General features: G+C 62.0%; 13 protein-coding genes and 1 pseudogene. 4 read left to right on the plus strand and 10 right to left on the minus strand.

What is annotated here, in order from left to right; all coding sequences use genetic code 11:
- Positions 1-48: 48 nt before the first annotated feature.
- Positions 49-480, plus strand: a pseudogene (locus RA21_RS09245) (IS5 family transposase); the annotation flags it as partial.
- A gap of 197 nt (positions 481-677) precedes the next feature.
- Here the strand turns inward: RA21_RS09245 and RA21_RS09250 are convergent.
- Together RA21_RS09250 and RA21_RS09255 are read right to left on the minus strand one after the other, a co-directional pair.
- The gene (locus tag RA21_RS09250; protein ID WP_241483494.1) at positions 678-1,877 is read right to left on the minus strand and encodes a sensor histidine kinase; all 1,200 of its coding nucleotides are present in this window, start codon (positions 1,875-1,877) and stop codon (positions 678-680) included.
- 154 nt (positions 1,878-2,031) lie between these two features.
- Entirely contained in the window at positions 2,032-2,703 is a 672-nt protein-coding gene (locus tag RA21_RS09255; RefSeq protein WP_039148056.1) for a winged helix-turn-helix domain-containing protein, read from the minus strand.
- A gap of 144 nt (positions 2,704-2,847) precedes the next feature.
- Here RA21_RS09255 and RA21_RS09260 point away from each other — a divergent pair, with 144 nt between their 5' ends.
- Entirely contained in the window at positions 2,848-3,960 is a 1,113-nt protein-coding gene (locus RA21_RS09260) for a trypsin-like peptidase domain-containing protein (RefSeq protein ID WP_036761829.1), read from the plus strand.
- A 1,294-nt stretch (positions 3,961-5,254) separates the two neighbouring features.
- Here the strand turns inward: RA21_RS09260 and RA21_RS09270 are convergent.
- The 7 genes from RA21_RS09270 to RA21_RS09300 form a co-directional block, all read right to left on the minus strand.
- Complete coding sequence (locus RA21_RS09270; protein WP_019295400.1) at positions 5,255-5,593, minus strand: RidA family protein; 339 nt, start codon at positions 5,591-5,593, stop codon at positions 5,255-5,257.
- Positions 5,594-5,602: 9 nt separating this feature from the next.
- On the minus strand, positions 5,603-6,997 hold the full coding sequence (locus tag RA21_RS09275) for an FAD/NAD(P)-dependent oxidoreductase (RefSeq protein ID WP_039148185.1): 1,395 nt from the start codon (positions 6,995-6,997) through the stop codon (positions 5,603-5,605).
- Positions 6,984-7,295, minus strand: coding sequence for a (2Fe-2S)-binding protein (locus RA21_RS09280; RefSeq protein WP_019295402.1), 312 nt, complete (start codon positions 7,293-7,295; stop codon positions 6,984-6,986). Before RA21_RS09280 ends, RA21_RS09275 begins: the two co-directional genes overlap by 14 nt.
- Positions 7,270-8,370, minus strand: a complete 1,101-nt coding sequence (locus RA21_RS09285) for an NAD(P)/FAD-dependent oxidoreductase (protein WP_019295403.1) — start codon at positions 8,368-8,370, stop codon at positions 7,270-7,272. The genes RA21_RS09280 and RA21_RS09285 overlap by 26 nt, the downstream gene beginning before the upstream one ends.
- 69 nt (positions 8,371-8,439) lie before the next feature.
- Complete coding sequence (dctP, locus tag RA21_RS09290; RefSeq protein ID WP_052254243.1) at positions 8,440-9,432, minus strand: TRAP transporter substrate-binding protein DctP; 993 nt, start codon at positions 9,430-9,432, stop codon at positions 8,440-8,442.
- Positions 9,433-9,477: 45 nt separating this feature from the next.
- On the minus strand, positions 9,478-10,776 hold the full coding sequence (locus tag RA21_RS09295; protein WP_039137818.1) for a TRAP transporter large permease: 1,299 nt from the start codon (positions 10,774-10,776) through the stop codon (positions 9,478-9,480).
- Positions 10,773-11,243 carry a TRAP transporter small permease gene (locus tag RA21_RS09300; protein ID WP_019296843.1) on the minus strand — a complete coding sequence of 157 codons (471 nt, stop codon included), beginning with the start codon at positions 11,241-11,243 and terminating at the stop codon, positions 10,773-10,775. Before RA21_RS09300 ends, RA21_RS09295 begins: the two co-directional genes overlap by 4 nt.
- A gap of 112 nt (positions 11,244-11,355) precedes the next feature.
- Between RA21_RS09300 and RA21_RS09305 the strand changes: the two genes are divergently transcribed.
- Positions 11,356-12,282, plus strand: coding sequence for a LysR family transcriptional regulator (locus tag RA21_RS09305; RefSeq protein ID WP_019296844.1), 927 nt, complete (start codon positions 11,356-11,358; stop codon positions 12,280-12,282).
- Positions 12,283-12,474: 192 nt separating this feature from the next.
- Here the strand turns inward: RA21_RS09305 and RA21_RS09310 are convergent, their stop codons facing one another.
- The gene (locus tag RA21_RS09310) at positions 12,475-13,116 is read right to left on the minus strand and encodes a TetR/AcrR family transcriptional regulator (protein ID WP_193747976.1); all 642 of its coding nucleotides are present in this window, start codon (positions 13,114-13,116) and stop codon (positions 12,475-12,477) included.
- A 155-nt stretch (positions 13,117-13,271) separates the two neighbouring features.
- Here RA21_RS09310 and RA21_RS09315 point away from each other — a divergent pair, with 155 nt between their 5' ends.
- Positions 13,272-14,684 (plus strand): aminotransferase, encoded by a 1,413-nt coding sequence (locus tag RA21_RS09315; protein ID WP_019296846.1) that lies wholly within the window; start codon positions 13,272-13,274, stop codon positions 14,682-14,684.
- The last annotated feature ends 7 nt before the right edge of the window (positions 14,685-14,691 follow it).

Consider the following 14,691-nt stretch of genomic DNA (forward strand, 5'->3'; position numbering starts at 1 on the left):
TGAAGCGGGCCCGGAATTGATCCGGGGGATCAATTCCTCGCTGAACGGGGGCGTGGCCGCCTGATTGGTCAAACCAAAGGCGGCATGAATACCAAGCTGCACGCCATCTGCGACAGCCAGGGACGCCCGCTGGACCTATTCGTTACAGCTGGGCAAGTCAGCGACTACATCGGCGCCCGCGCTTTGGTGGGCGGCTTGCCAAGGGTGGAAAGGCCGCTGGGAGATCGAGGCCATGATGCTGATTGGTTCCGAGAAGCGTTGAAAGACAAAGGGATACGCGCCTGCATCCCCGACCGGAAACAGCGGAAGAAACCGGTGAAACACGACAAGCGCCGTTACAACCGCCGCAATCGGATAGAGATCATGTTTGGCAGGTTGAAGGATTGGCAGCGCGTGGCGACCCGATACGGTAGGTGCCCGAAGGTATACCTATCAGCAATCGCCCTCGCAGCAATGGTCATATTTGGCTATGTGTCCTGACCCTAAAAGGCTGATACCGTTTTTCAAGACAACCCTGACCAAATCACGTGCAAAACGTCATGCTTTTCACTGGCGTCGATGTTTTACCAGTCCTGTCGATGATGAATGGCCGGGCTTCTGAGGTGTAGAGGAGCAGATCATCCCACGGTTTATCAAGTGCCAGGAAAACGTACTGAAAAAAAACTGGCATAGGATTTTTAACTGCTGAAACCCACGCTCACCCGCAAGCCTGGGCTTGCGTTGGAAAGAGACAACTCTGAACCATGCAGATCGGCGATGGCCGCCACGAGACTGAGGCCAAGGCCGCTGCCTGGTGTGGTACGGCTCTGTTCCAAGCGGTACAAGCGGCGCAGCACGTTTTGGTGTTCGGTTTCTGGGATACCAGGCCCGTGGTCGCGGACCATCAGAGTTGCCTTTGCCGCTTCCTGTTGCAGAGATACCGCAACATCCGTTCCCTCAGGTGTATGACGCAGTGCATTTTCGATAAGGTTGGCAAGCATCTGGCCGATAAGCGCCTTGTCACCGGTAATCATCACCGGTGCTCCCGGTAGATCAAGCACCAAATTGCGGCCCTGCTCCTCTGCCGCAGGTTCGTAGATGTCGGCAAAAGTACTGGCGATCTCGCATAGATTTACCGTCCCGAACCGGGACCGTGGCGCGCCGTCTTCCAACTGGGCGATCTGCAACAAAGCCTGGAACGTGCTTGTGATGCCCTTGGTTTGCTCCAGCGCCTTATCCGCTAGTAACTGTGCCTCTTCCGGCAGTTCCGGAGTTTCCTGCAGGCGCTGAAGTTGCAATTCCAACCGCTGGACAGGTGTCTTCAGGTCATGGGCAATATCCGCCGACACTTGCCGCAGCGCCTCGGTAGACTGCTGCTGCGCGTCGGCCATGCGGTTCACGCTGCGGCCGATGCGGGCGATATCCCCCTGACGATCTGGCATTTGCGGCACCCGGGCGCACAGATCACCTGAGGTCAGCGCCGACAGCGTGGTTTCGATACCCGCCAAAGACCGGGCGGCGCGCCGCGCAAGAAACACCCCGCCCAATACCGCAGCGGCGATGGCAGGAAGCAGGCTGAACAGAACCACCCGAAGATAGGTCTGGCGCAAGTCGTCCAGCGGCTTGGCGCTTTGCGCAATCGTCAACAGGCCGCCATGCACATAGGCGCTGAGTGAAATAAAGCGGCCTTCGATCGCCACCGGCGCCGGGCCGAGCGCCACTACCCGGAACCCCTCCTGCTGCTGCGTGATGGCGGCATTGCCGGCCACGATCCGCCCGCCGGGCCGACGGTAGCTGAGCAGGCGGCGCTGCGGGTCGGTCTCTGCCGTTTCGGCATTGACGAGCGCCGCCAGCGCCGCGGCAGAGGGCGTTGCGCGGAACCCCGCCATGTCCTGCATCAGGCTTTCCCGGATGGCCCGGTCCTGCGTGCCATGCGCCACATAGTACGTGACCCCAAGGCTCAGAGCACTGGCCGCAACAAACAAGAGCGACAGCCACAGCGACTGCCGCACTGGCGAGGAGCGCAGCAGAACGCGCGCACGGGTCAGGGCATCATTCGGCAATGCGGTACCCCGCGCCGCGCACGGTTTCGATCAGGCCGGTGTCAAAAGGCCTGTCGACCTTGGACCGCAGGCGCGAAATATGGGTCTCCACAACATTGGTCTGCGGGTCGAAACTGATATCCCAGACCGCTTCCAGCAGCATGGTGCGGGTCTGCACCCGCCCCTTGCGGCGCAATAGGTGCTCCAACAGGCGGAACTCGCGCGGCAGCAGCTCGATCTCTTGGCCTGCGCGGGCAACCCTGCGGCGGACCAGGTCCATCTCCAGATCCCCTGCCCGCAGAACGGTCTCCTGCACTTGCAGGCCCGGGCGCCGGGCCAGTGCCGCGACACGGGCTGCCAGCTCGCCAAAGGCAAAAGGTTTGACCAGGTAATCATCCGCCCCAGCCTCCAGCCCGTCAATCCGGTCGTTTACCCCGCTCAGCGCGGTCAGCATGATGGCTGGTGTGCGAACACCAGCGCCGCGCAGGGTCTTGATCAGGCTCAGCCCGTCCAGCGACGGCAGCATCCGGTCGATGATCAGCACATCGTACTCCGCCGCAGCGGCCTGCAGAAGCCCTTCGCGGCCGTCGGTCACAAGATCAGCAATATGCCCCTCTTCACGCAAGCCCGAAGCAACGTAGGGGCCGGTCGTGGCATCGTCTTCTATCACCAGGATCTTCAAGCCATCCCCCGCTTCGCTGCGCCTCCCGGGTCTTAAACCGGATCCGGGTTCAGCGCACATTACAGATCTGTATAGAATGCGTCAGGCGATTGAAATGACGGCCTGCCATCTGCCTTGCATCCCTAGTGAAGCAAGGAATTGAAGATGCCCCAAACCAACGCTCCCAAACGGTTCGCCTTTGCCCTGACCGCCGCCGCCTCTGCCGCCGCAATGATGGCTCCGGCGCCCGCCCCCGCCCTGGCCGTGCCTGCAGGCGGCTATGCCGATCTGGTTGAAACCATTTCCCCGGCCGTCGTCTTTGTCGAAGTCACCGCCAAGGCGGAACCCACCACGGACCAGCAGGGAATGTACAATGACAAGTTCATGGAAGACTTCATGCGCCGCTTCGGCGGGCGCGCGCCGGATTTCGGCAACAGCCGCCAGGTCAAGGGCGCAGGCTCCGGTTTCGTGATTTCTGAAGACGGGCTGATCGTCACCAATCACCATGTGATCAACAACGCCCAGACCGTCTCCGTCACCCTCTCTGACGGCAGCAAGCATGACGCCATGATGATTGGCGCCGACCCGCTGACCGACATCGCGCTGCTGAAGGTCGAAACAGGTGCGCCGCTGACCGCGGTGGAGTTCGGCTCTTCCGGCGACCTGCGCGTCGGGGATGAGGTGCTCGCCATGGGCAGCCCCTTCGGCCTTGCAGGCACCGTGACCTCCGGCATCGTCTCGGCCACCTCTCGCAACATCAACTCCGGCCCGTTTGACGACTTCATCCAAACCGATGCAGCCATCAACAAGGGCAACTCCGGCGGCCCGCTGTTCAATGCCGAAGGCGAGGTCGTCGGCGTCAACACGATGATCTACTCGCCGGGCGGCGGCTCCGTCGGCATCGGCTTTGCTGTGCCATCCGATATGGTTCAGAAGATCGTTGCCGACCTCGAAGACGACGGCGAGATCACCCGCGGCTGGCTGGGCGTGCAGATCAAGCCGCTCTCTGAAGACGCCGCAAATGTGCTGGGCCGCGAGGCCGGCAAGGGTGTGGTGATCGAAGGCGTCGAGCCCGGCAGCCCTGCGGCGGAGGCAGGGCTGAAACCCGGCGACGTTGTGTTGCGGTTCGGTAAAACGGAAACCGTTGAAGTGCGTGATCTGACCTCCGCCGTGGCCATGAATCCCCCTGGTGCAGAGACCCGGATCCAAGTCTTGCGCAAGGGCAAAGAAGTCACCTTGAACGTGATCCTGGGCGACCGTGCCAGCCAGGATGCCTGAACCATTACATAACATCACCTCCTGCCTGGAAGCAGACAGGAGGCACGACCGCTAACTTCGCTGGACCTTTTGAAGCTGACAAGCAATCGCATTTGCAACCGTGCTGGAATCAAGACCAAGCATTCTTGTTCCGCATGCAACCGATCCATCGTATCCAAGACCGGGACGCGGGATATGAACCTGCCTTTAGACACAACTGCAGGAAATGTGATTATCGGCCCTGCAAGTCTAGCCGAAGGTGGCAAACGCCAATCTTGCCGAAGCAATCAATCAACTGTCTCAAGCAGGCACCCAGAATTAGAACAAGTTCTACCTGCTTTGGGTCGGGAATGCGGCAGGTAAAATAGTTTATTGCGCCGGCGGAATTCACATTAGAATTCAGCGGTTCCGGAACCCCTGTTACCGCAAAGCACTGTCCGTGCGCCCAGTTTGAGATCAACCACAGATATTTTGTAACGTGTGACGGGCGGAAGGCCTAGCCGGATCAGCTCATAGCATAACTGGCTTTCTTGCCCTCACAGACATGAAAAATGACGATTCTAGTGCCAAATTTGCACACAGGGTCAGTAGAAAAAACCTCTCTGGCCATGCATCTGGAGGTGATCAAAACTAGCGTGTCCGACGCACTGCCTTCGGTTAACTTTGTGCTTGTCTACGCAGAGACCAGCCTCTCAACGGCACAGCTCAAGAAAATGGGCGCCACCTATAGCAAGCGCGCAAGCCGGCGGCTCTTGAATGGCTCAGCCAAGTTGAGCGCGCTTTTCTTCTGCCAAGCGCGTCTACCAGTGTGTTTACCGAATAGGACCCAATTGGCCGCAGTAAATACCTGATCCTGGACCGGACGCCGCGGCGTCCGGATCAAGCAGCCGGTCAGTCTGCTGTCCATTCTTCTACACATACCGATGACATCAGCTCAAACAGCGCGTTGAATCCACCGAGGCCAAGCACCACAACGGCTAGTACAGCACGCTCACTTGGTTGGCCTCCATTTATCTAAGCCCACCATTTCCAATTGCAATGAGCACGAAGCATACAGTGCAGGGTCAGCACCAGCGCTCTTTGGCGGTCACGGTCATTTCTTTTCTTTCCCTAGATCGGACGAACGTAGCGGCAAATTTCCGGTACAGGCAGTTGACAGTCTTGACGGTTAGAGCTTGCCAATGACGCACGAAAAAGAATTTGGGTTCCTTGGCAAGACAATAGCCTTGGGCTCAACAGGCTATCGCACATTTCTCAATTCTAATGGCCACGGTCAGCCAAGCCTTCCAGCTTGCCTGCAAGAATGCGTTCAGGGTCAGCAAGCAGCAGTCACAATGATTTCCACCTTGAGCTCCGGCCGGGCCAGCTTTGCCTCCCCGCAGGCCCGGGCCGGGGCATGGCCCTGGGGCACCCAGGCGTCCCAGACCGCGTTCATCTCGGCAAAATCCTTCATGTCGGCCAGCCAGACAATTGCCTGCAGGATCTGCTGCGGCGATGAGTCGGCCTTTTCCAGCAGCGCTTCGACCCGGGACAGGCAGTCGCGGGTCTGTTCAACCACATCGGCGCCATCACCGACCTGGCCGCAGAGATAGGCCACACCGTTGTGCTTCACGATCTTGCTCATCCGGGGGCCGGTTTCGATCCGTTCGATCATCTTGTTCTCCTATTCAGCGGCGGTGGCAGCAGGGTCGTCCATCGCTGCCAGTTCGCCCAGTGTCACGGGTTTTATCGGCGGACGGATCCGGTAGTAACCCGTCTCATCCGGGGTCTGCCCGCTGGCCTCGGCCAGCAGCGCGGTAACCGTCAGCCCGCAGTAGCGGCCCTGGCACGGCCCCATGCCCGCGCGGCCAAAGGCCTTGGCCTGGTTCGGACCCAGGCAGCCCAGCTTGGCATAGCTGCGGATATCGCCTGCAGTGACTTCCTCGCAGCGACAGACAATGGTGCTGTCCGCAGGCCGCAGGGCGCCTGCATAGGGCGGGTAGGCCGCATCCAGAAACGGCCGGACTGCGGTTTCCCGGCTTCGCTGGCTGAACAGCGGGGCAGCCCGGCGGTCGCGCTCCTGCGCGGTGATCCGGCCCAGCTCTTCCGTCGCTTTCAGCGCCGCGATCCGCCCGGCAAATTCGGCGGCCATGGCGCCGCCGATGCCGGCACCGTCACCGGCGATCAGAACACCGTCCTTGCCGGTCTCGCCCCAGGTGCCGGTTTCCGGTACAAAGCACTGCTGCGCTTCGGACCAGGCATGCGGCACCCCGATGGAGCGCGCAGCCTGGGTGTTCGGCACCACCCCGTGATGCAGCAGGACGGTATCGCACGCGATGCTGTGCTCCTGCCCCTTGCTGCGGAAGGACACGGCTTCGGCCCGGGTGCTGCCCGTTACCGCGATGTTTGCCGCACCGGTATAGCGCGGCACGCCGGCGCGTTTGATCTCCGCCAGCATTTTCAGGCCCTTGGCCAGATAGCGCCAGCCACGCAGCGCACCCGGCAGGTGGCGGGCGGATGCCATCAGGCTGGCCGCGGTCTGGGTCTCCACCAGGGCCAGCGGAGGCGTGCCGGCACGCACCATCTGCGCTGCAATCAGATAGAGCAGCGGCCCGCTGCCGGTCAGTACGGCACAGCGCGGCAGGACGCCGGATTGCTTCAGGAGAATCTGTGCAGCGCCTGCGGTCATCACGCCCGGCAGGGTCCAGCCGGGGGCGGGCATCGGGCGTTCCAGCGCGCCGGTAGCCAGGATTATCCGTTCCGCCTCCACCTGCCCGGCCCGGCCATGCCGGGTAAAGGAGATGCGGAACCCGTCCTCGATGGCCCAGACAACGGCACCGGACAGATGCGTGATCCCGGCCCCGCCAAGACCCGCCGTCAGGGTCGCCCCACGCAGATACTCTTGCCCCAGAATGGCGCCGCGCGTGCCCGCGGCGCGGTCCACATCGCGATAGATCTGCCCGCCGGGGCGGTTCTGTTCGTCCAGCAGGATAACGCTCAGACCCTGTTGGGTTGCCTCGGCAGCGGCGGCCATGCCGGCCGGGCCGGCGCCGATGATGGCCAGGTCACAGCATTGCATCATTGGCCTCCGCTTCATGCGGGCGGGCAATCTGCATACCCTCTTCCACTTCCAGCATGCAGGCCTGCTGCACGCGGCCGCCGGTTTCCACTAGGCATTCGAAACAGGCGCCCATCATGCAAAACGGCGCCCGCGGCGCGCCCGACACCGGCGTGTGGCGGAACACCTGCACGCCAACGGCCAGCAGCGCGGCGGCCAGGTTGGCGCCTGCGGGCAGGTCCAGCGCCAAACCGTCAAACCAGACCCGCACACGGGGGGCATCGCCTGCCAGCTCAAGAAACGGGGAATCGGTCTTCACTGAACACCTCCAGATCAGGGGCGGCTTCGGTGCCTTCCAGCCAGTCGGGCAGGAAGAGCGCATGGGCCGCGGCCAGGGTGATGCCGCTGTGGCAGGTGACAAGGTAAGCGCCCGGCAGTTCGGGGCTTTCCTGGTAGATCGGCAACCCGTCGGGCGACAGGATGCGCAAAGCGCCCCAGCTGCGCACCAGCTGCGCGCGGGCCAGCGCCGGATAGGCCGCGATCGCCTCGGCGGCCAAAGCGGACAGGCCCGGCTGCGTCACCCCGTCATCCAGCCCGACCTCTTCGTTGGTGGCGCCGATCTGGATGCCGCCCTCGTCCACCTGGCGGGCAATCAGCGAGGGGCGGTTGATCAGTTTCGGCATCTTCTCGGTGATCAGCACCTGGCCGCGCTGCGGCCGCACTGGTGCCTTGAAACCCAGCTTGGGGCCCAGCTCCATCGCGCCGAGCCCGGCGGAGAGCACAACCTTGCCTGCCGTAACCACGGTGCCGTCGCTGCACTGGACCTTGAAGGCATCGGGCTTGGAAACCCTGGTAACGGTCTTACCGTTCAGAACTGTGCCGCCCAGCCGCCGCACGTCCTCCGCCAGAGAGACCAGCAGGCGCAGCGGGTTTGCGTGGCCATCCTGATGATGCAGGATCGCGCCCGCCACCTTGGGGCCGATATGCGGCTCCTCGCGGCTCAGCGCGTTGCGGCCCAGAACCTCGTAAGGGTAGTTGCCGCTCAGCCTGTCCTTCAGCGCATCGTACTGCGCCACGGTGGCATAAAGCGTTTCCTCGGAGAAATGCAGGTCATAGCCGCCGTTCTGCTGCAACCCGACAGAGCGGCCGGTGCCGTCTTCCAGTTCTGCCGCAAACCCGGCCCAAGCTGCAGCGGACTGCTGGCTCCAGCTGGCATAACGCGGCTGCTTCATGCCCTTGGACTGCACCCAGACCAGGCCGAAGTTGCCGCGGCTGGCCCGGAACGCGCCGTCATCGCCGTCCAGCACCGTGACGCGCTTGCCGCGCCGGAGCAGCCCCCAGGCCACGGACAGGCCAACAACGCCGCCGCCGATCACTGCATAATCTGCTTCCATCCTGCCGTATCCCAAAGGTTGGCTGCGGTTGCGGGGCGGCGCGCGGCCGCCCCTGTCCTTGATACGGGATTACTTGCCGATCTGGTCAAGAATGCCCTGGCCCCAGTCGGCGCCAACGTCTTCCAGAACCACCGGCCAGACGTCTTGGCGCACCTTGGCGGCCATCGCAGCCAGTTCGTCGCCGCTCAGATCGACCACCTTGGCCCCCAGTTCATCGGCCAGGCGCTGCTCCCATTTGCCCTGATCCTCTTCGGCGACGGTCCAGCGCTGCGCTTCAAACTCCGCTGCGGCGGCTTTCAGCGCCTCCTGGTCATCGGCATCCAGCTCAGCCAGCGAACCGTTGGAGATGATCATGTACCAGACCTCAAAGTGAGTGTTGGCAGGCACATAGGCCTTGGTCACGTCGCGGAACGAAGCGTAATAGCCTTCGGCGCCGGAACCGATGACGCCGTCAACTACGCCGGTCTGGATCGCGGTGAACGCCTCGGAGAACGGGATCGGCGACGGGATGTAGCCCAGAGCTTCGCCGGTCAGCTGGAAACTCTTGATGCCGGGCACCCGCACCTTGATGCCGTTGGACTGCGACGGGTCGCCCGGGCTGACCGCATCGGTATTCAGCGCAATGCCGCCGAAATACACCGGGTAGGCCGCCAGCATGGTGATGTCCTGCTTGGCATAAAGCTCTGCCATCACGTCGCGCACCGCACCGCCGGGGCCGTAGATCTTGCGTGCCTCATCCCAGTTGTTGGCCAGATAGGGGAAGGAGCTGATCTGCATCCGGCGGTCAGCCGCGGCTGCGGCCGGCTGGGTTGCCATGTCGATGGCGCCAACGCTGATGCGCTCCTGCACGGTGGTGTAATCGCCGAGCGCAGAGGCCGGGAAGATGTTGATCGACACATCGCCACCGGTGGCTTCGTCCACCTGGGCTGCAAAAGCGCGCAGCTCCTTGTCGATGGTGGTGTCCTGGGGGCGCACGTGGCTCATCTTGAGGTCGGCGGCCGAGGCGAGGCCTGCCAGCGACATCAGGGCAGCAGCAGCGGTGCCGGTCAGAAAGTGTTTCATGGGTAGTCTCCTCCGTAGGGTGTCAGGTGTTTGTCAGGGGTGGGGTCAATAGCCGAAGAAACGCGGCAGAAAGAGCGACAGGTCGGGCCACAGCGAGGTCAGGAAGACCACCGGCACATAGCCTGTCAGGATCAGGATCATTGCGGGCGGGATCACCTTGGTGACCTTCACATTGCCGATCCGCGCGCCAAGGTAGAGGATCGAGGCATAGGGCGGGGTGACGCCGCCCATCGCGGTATTGACGCCCATGATCGCGGCGAATTGCACCGGGGTGACCCCGATCGCCTGCATCAGCGGCAGCAGCAGCGGCGCAATCAGGATAATGGCGGTGACATCGTTCACGACCATGCCGACCAGGAACAGCAGGATGTTGATGAAGATCAGCAGCAGCACCTTGTTGTCGGTAATCTCGAAAATCGCGCTGACCATCTTCTGCGGGATCGCCTCATAGACGAACATCTGGCTCAGGATCATCGAGAACAGGATCATCACCATGATCGCGCCCACCGCCGTGGCGGCTTCTTTGCCGGCCTCCAGGAAGCTGTCCCATTTCAGGCCCTTGTAGATGAAGAAGCCGACCGGCAGCGCATAGATCACCGACAGCGCGGCGGCTTCCGTCGGGGTCATGATGCCGCCGTAGATGCCGCCCAGGATGATCACCGGCATCAGCAGTGCCGGGGTCGCGTTAAAGCCTTTCTTGGCCACATCGCCTGCCAGCTGGGAGAAGGTGGGCGCATCATCCAGCACCAGGTCGAACTTGCGGCTCATCCACAGGTTCATGGCCGAGAAGTTGAACATGATCAGCAGGCCCGGCCCCAGGGTCGCCAGGAAACAGGCGAGGATCGAGGTATCGGTCACCCAGCCATAGACGATCATGGTCACAGACGGCGGGATCAGCAGCCCCAGGATCGACGAGTTGGCAATCAGCGCAGTAGCGTATTCCCGCGGGTAGCCGCGCTTTTCCATCTCGGGGATCAGCAGCGGGCCGATGGCGGCGATGCCGGTCAGGCCGGAGCCGGAGATCGCGCCGATGATGGCGCAGCTGACCGCCGCCACAACGCCCAGGCCGCCGCGGATATGGCCGATGAAGGCATTGACGAAATTCAGCAGGGAGGCGGCGATGCCGCTGGCTGACATAATGGTTCCTGCCAGAACAAACAGCGGAATGGCCAGCAGAACCGGGTTGCCCAGCTGCTGGGAACCCCACAGCATCATGCCTTTCATGGTCACATCGCCCAGGAAATACATAATCATCAGGGCGGCGCCGAAACAGTAGGGCAGCGGCACGCCCAGGGTCAGGGTCAGCACCAGAACGGCGATGGCAAGGAGTGCGATTTCAATCATTTTGCGGCTCCGGCGCGCAGGGCGTTGATATGGCGGAACAGGTGCACCGCGGTGTAGAGCATCATCAGAGCCAGACCGGCCACGAGCGCCACTTCGGAATAGAATGTCGGCAGGTAGAGCGTCGGGCTCTCCTTCCAGACGCGCCAGGCGTACTGGGTGTACTCCCAGGCCCAGCTCAGCAGCCACACGCCGACGGTCAGGCTGATGATTTCCCCGATGATCGCCAGCACGGTATGGCCGCGCTCTGTCTTGATGGCGATTTCCAGCACGTTGGCGCGGATGTGGGTATCCTCGCGCGAAGCGTTCACGGCACCCAGAATGTAGAGCCAGATGGTCGGGTAGAGCATGGTCTCCTCCAGCCCCATCACCGGGATCTGCAGCAGATAGCGGGTGACCACCTGGACGAACTGGCCAAGGGCCACCAGGCAGATCAGCCCGGTCAGCAGATATTTTGAAAATGTGTCCATCTGTCCTCCTTCCGGTGTCCCCTCACCGGGTTTGGTGGATTTGGCTGGACAAGCGTCATAAGATCAATTTCAAAATATCTGTGACTCCATAAACTGACTTGATACCCCAGCCATGAACTTCTCGATCCGCCAGATCTTCACCTTCCGCGAAGTCATGCGCAGCGGCTCCATCTCCCAGGCCGCGCGCACCGTCGGGCGCACCCAGCCCGCCGTCAGCACGATGATCTCCACGCTGGAGGGCGAGCTGGGCTTCAGCCTGTTCGTCCGAGAACAGGGCAAGCTGATCCCGACGCCGGAAGCGCAGTTTTTTCTCGAGGAGTGCGAAACCGTTCTGGAGCGCATCGAGCGGATCGAACGCACGGTCAGCAAAATCCGCAGCCACGAGGCCGGCAAGCTGCGCGTCGCGTGCCACCCGGCGGCCTCCGGGATGTTCATGCCGCGGATTCTAACGGATTTTCTGCAGGGCAAGGATGAGCTTGAGGTCGCCCTGATCATGCGCTCCTCAGACGTGATCGAGGATCTGATCGCCTCGCAGCAGTTCGACATCGGCTTTGCCGAGACCCCTGCCCCGCGCCCCTCTGTCCGGCAGATGGATTTCGATCTGGAGTGCGTCTGCGTCGTTCCTGCCAGCGACCCGCTTGCGGCAGCCGCAGAGATCACCCCGCAGGATCTGGACGGCAAACCGATGGCGGTGCTGTTCGATCAGCACCCGCTGACAGTGCGGACTGAGGCCGCCTTTCACCGGAGCGGCTGCTGCTTCCATAAGCGACTGGAATTGCGGACTTGGGCGCCTGGCCTGCAATTCGTTGCGGCAGGTATGTGCTACATGATCTGTGACATGATCACCGCCTATAGCTGCCTGCAGCAGCGCCAGACCAAAGAAGATCTGGTGTTTCGCCGATTCCGACCGCGAATCGGAACAGGCGTGTCGATCCTGACGCCGGGCTACGCCACCCAGTCGCTGACATCCAAGGCGTTCACAGAGCAGCTATGCAACGCCATCGAAAACATGCAGGCTGAACTGAACAACAGCCTCTAACAGAGGCGCACAGACCTACGGCAGTTTCCGGAACACTGTGTTGCGTGATTTGGCTGCACCTGAACTCGCCAGCCCGCCTGGAACCAAACCGTTCCAATTCTGCGAAGGCAACACTGCCAGCCTTGCACCTAAGAAGCTCTTTCTTAATCGGCCTACTAAACAGGGCGTCTCAGGCCTGCCTGTTTTTCCCACTCAGAAATAGTCGGGAAAAAATGCTCGGGTGGTAGTCCGGCAGATTTCTACTGCGCCTATTCTGCTGAACTCATCTGGATGGGCGTGAAAATCGGTCCACAAACCTTCCAGTAAAGACATGATTGCCATGGCCACTTTTTCTGGATCGCCGCGGGTGCCGCTGGCTTCGCACAGCACTCGGCAGCAGCTGCGCACATGGTCATGCAGGGCGGTTCCGCGGGTTTCGATATAACCGGGTCCCAGCGCCTGCAGATCTGGCTCGGCGCGGAAGGCAAAAGTCAGCCGGGCGCTGCGCTTGTTGAGCACCGCTTCTGAGAAATCCGTTTCGAACAGCGCCTGCAGGCGGGCGGCGGCATCTTCCGGCGTGCTGACCCCTGCGGCGGCCTGGCTGGTGAAGCTCTGCCAGGCGTCATTGTACTGCCGCGTCATGTGGATGGCGAGTTCGCGAATCAGATTGTCCTTGGACTGGAAATGCAGGTTGATCATGCCGCGCGACAGCCCGGATTCCTCCTGAATACGGCTGATCGTGGCGCCGCTCACGCCGTGCCGGAGGATTACGCTGGCAGTAGCTTCCAACAGGACCTCCCGGTGCAGATCCTTGTCTACCTTCCGCTTTTTCTTGGCTTCTTCGGCACTTGCCATCTGCCCGCCCCTCTTTTTCTTGCCACAGGCCCGCCGCCTTTCCAGCACCATGCCCGCGTTTGCAACAGATTTCCATCGACAATGAACGATCATTCACTTAAGCATAATGTATGAACGTTCATTCATGATAGCAACACTCCGGACAGAGGGCCGAGATGACCAAACTTGGAAACGACTTCGAAAACTTCAAAACCTGGGACAAGGAGAATTACTTCCATCCGTGGGAAGGGCTGGAAGTCCAGGGTGCCGGAAAAGCCGACAGGACGTTCAGCGAGTACGCCGAAGGCATCTATGTCTACGACGAACACGGCAACAAGATGATCGACGGCCCCGGCGGCATGTGGTGCATGCAGCTGGGCTACGGCAACACGGAAATCGCCGATGTGATGGCGGCGCAGGCCCGCAAGATGGCCTATTGCTCGCCCTTCAGCGAGGCCACATCCGTCAGCGCGGAATTCGCCCATGCCATCGCCGAACGCGCACCGGGCGACCTCAACCGGGTCTACTTCACCACCGGCGGCTCCACCGCGGTGGACACCGCCATCCGCTTTGTCCACTTCCGCAACAACCTGCTGGGCAAGCCGTCCAAGAAAAGGATCATCACCCGGGCGCATGCCTACCACGGCGGCACCTATCTGACCGCCTCGCTCAGCGGCAAGCCAAGCGAGCGCCAGTGGTTCGACACTGACCAGTCCATCCCCCATTTCCTACCGGACGTGAACGCCTTCCGCCGCCCCCAGGGCATGAGCATCGACACATTCCTGGATGAAAAGGTGGCGGATCTGGAAAACGCCATTTTGGAATTGGGCGCGGACAATGTCGCCGCCTTCATCGCAGAGCCGGTGCTGGGCTCCGGCGGCGTGATCGTGCCGCCCGCGGGCTACCACAGCCGCTGCCTGGAGGTCTGCCGCAAGCATGACGTTCTCTACATCTCGGATGAGGTCGTCACCGGCTTCGGCCGCCTCGGCCACTGGTTCGCCTCCGAGGAGCTGTTTGGCATTACCCCCGACATCATCACCTGCGCCAAAGGGCTGACCTCGGGCTATGCGCCGATGGGTGCCGCGATCTTCTCCGACCGGCTGTTTCAGGACATCGAGGGCGATATCTCCAAGGACGTCTATTTCACCAGTGGCTACACCTATTCCGGCCATCCGGTCTGTGCCGCCGCGGGCCTCAAGAACATCGAGATCTTCGAGCGTGACGGCATTTTGGAGCATGTCCGTAAGGTGACGCCGCATTTCCAGAAGCGCCTGCATCAGATGCTGGAGCTGCCGCTGATCGCGGATGTGCGCGGCATGGGGCTGGTGGGCTGCATCGAATGCTCGCTGACCCGCGACGGCCAGGCCAGCGCCGAGATTGACGCCACCATCGGCGCCGTGATCGACGCCCGCTGCCAGGAACTGGGGCTGATGGTCCGCCCCTACGGCAGCATGGCGATCTTCTCGCCGCCGCTGGTGATCACCAAAGCCCAGATCGACGACATGTTCGACATTCTGACCGAAGGCGTCCAGCGCGCAACCCGGGAACTGCTGGGCCAGGGCCTTGAACTGGAGGCAATGCGGGCCTGAGGCCCGC

It is taken from the genome of Leisingera sp. ANG-DT (assembly GCF_000813785.1).
GTDB lineage: Bacteria > Pseudomonadota > Alphaproteobacteria > Rhodobacterales > Rhodobacteraceae > Leisingera.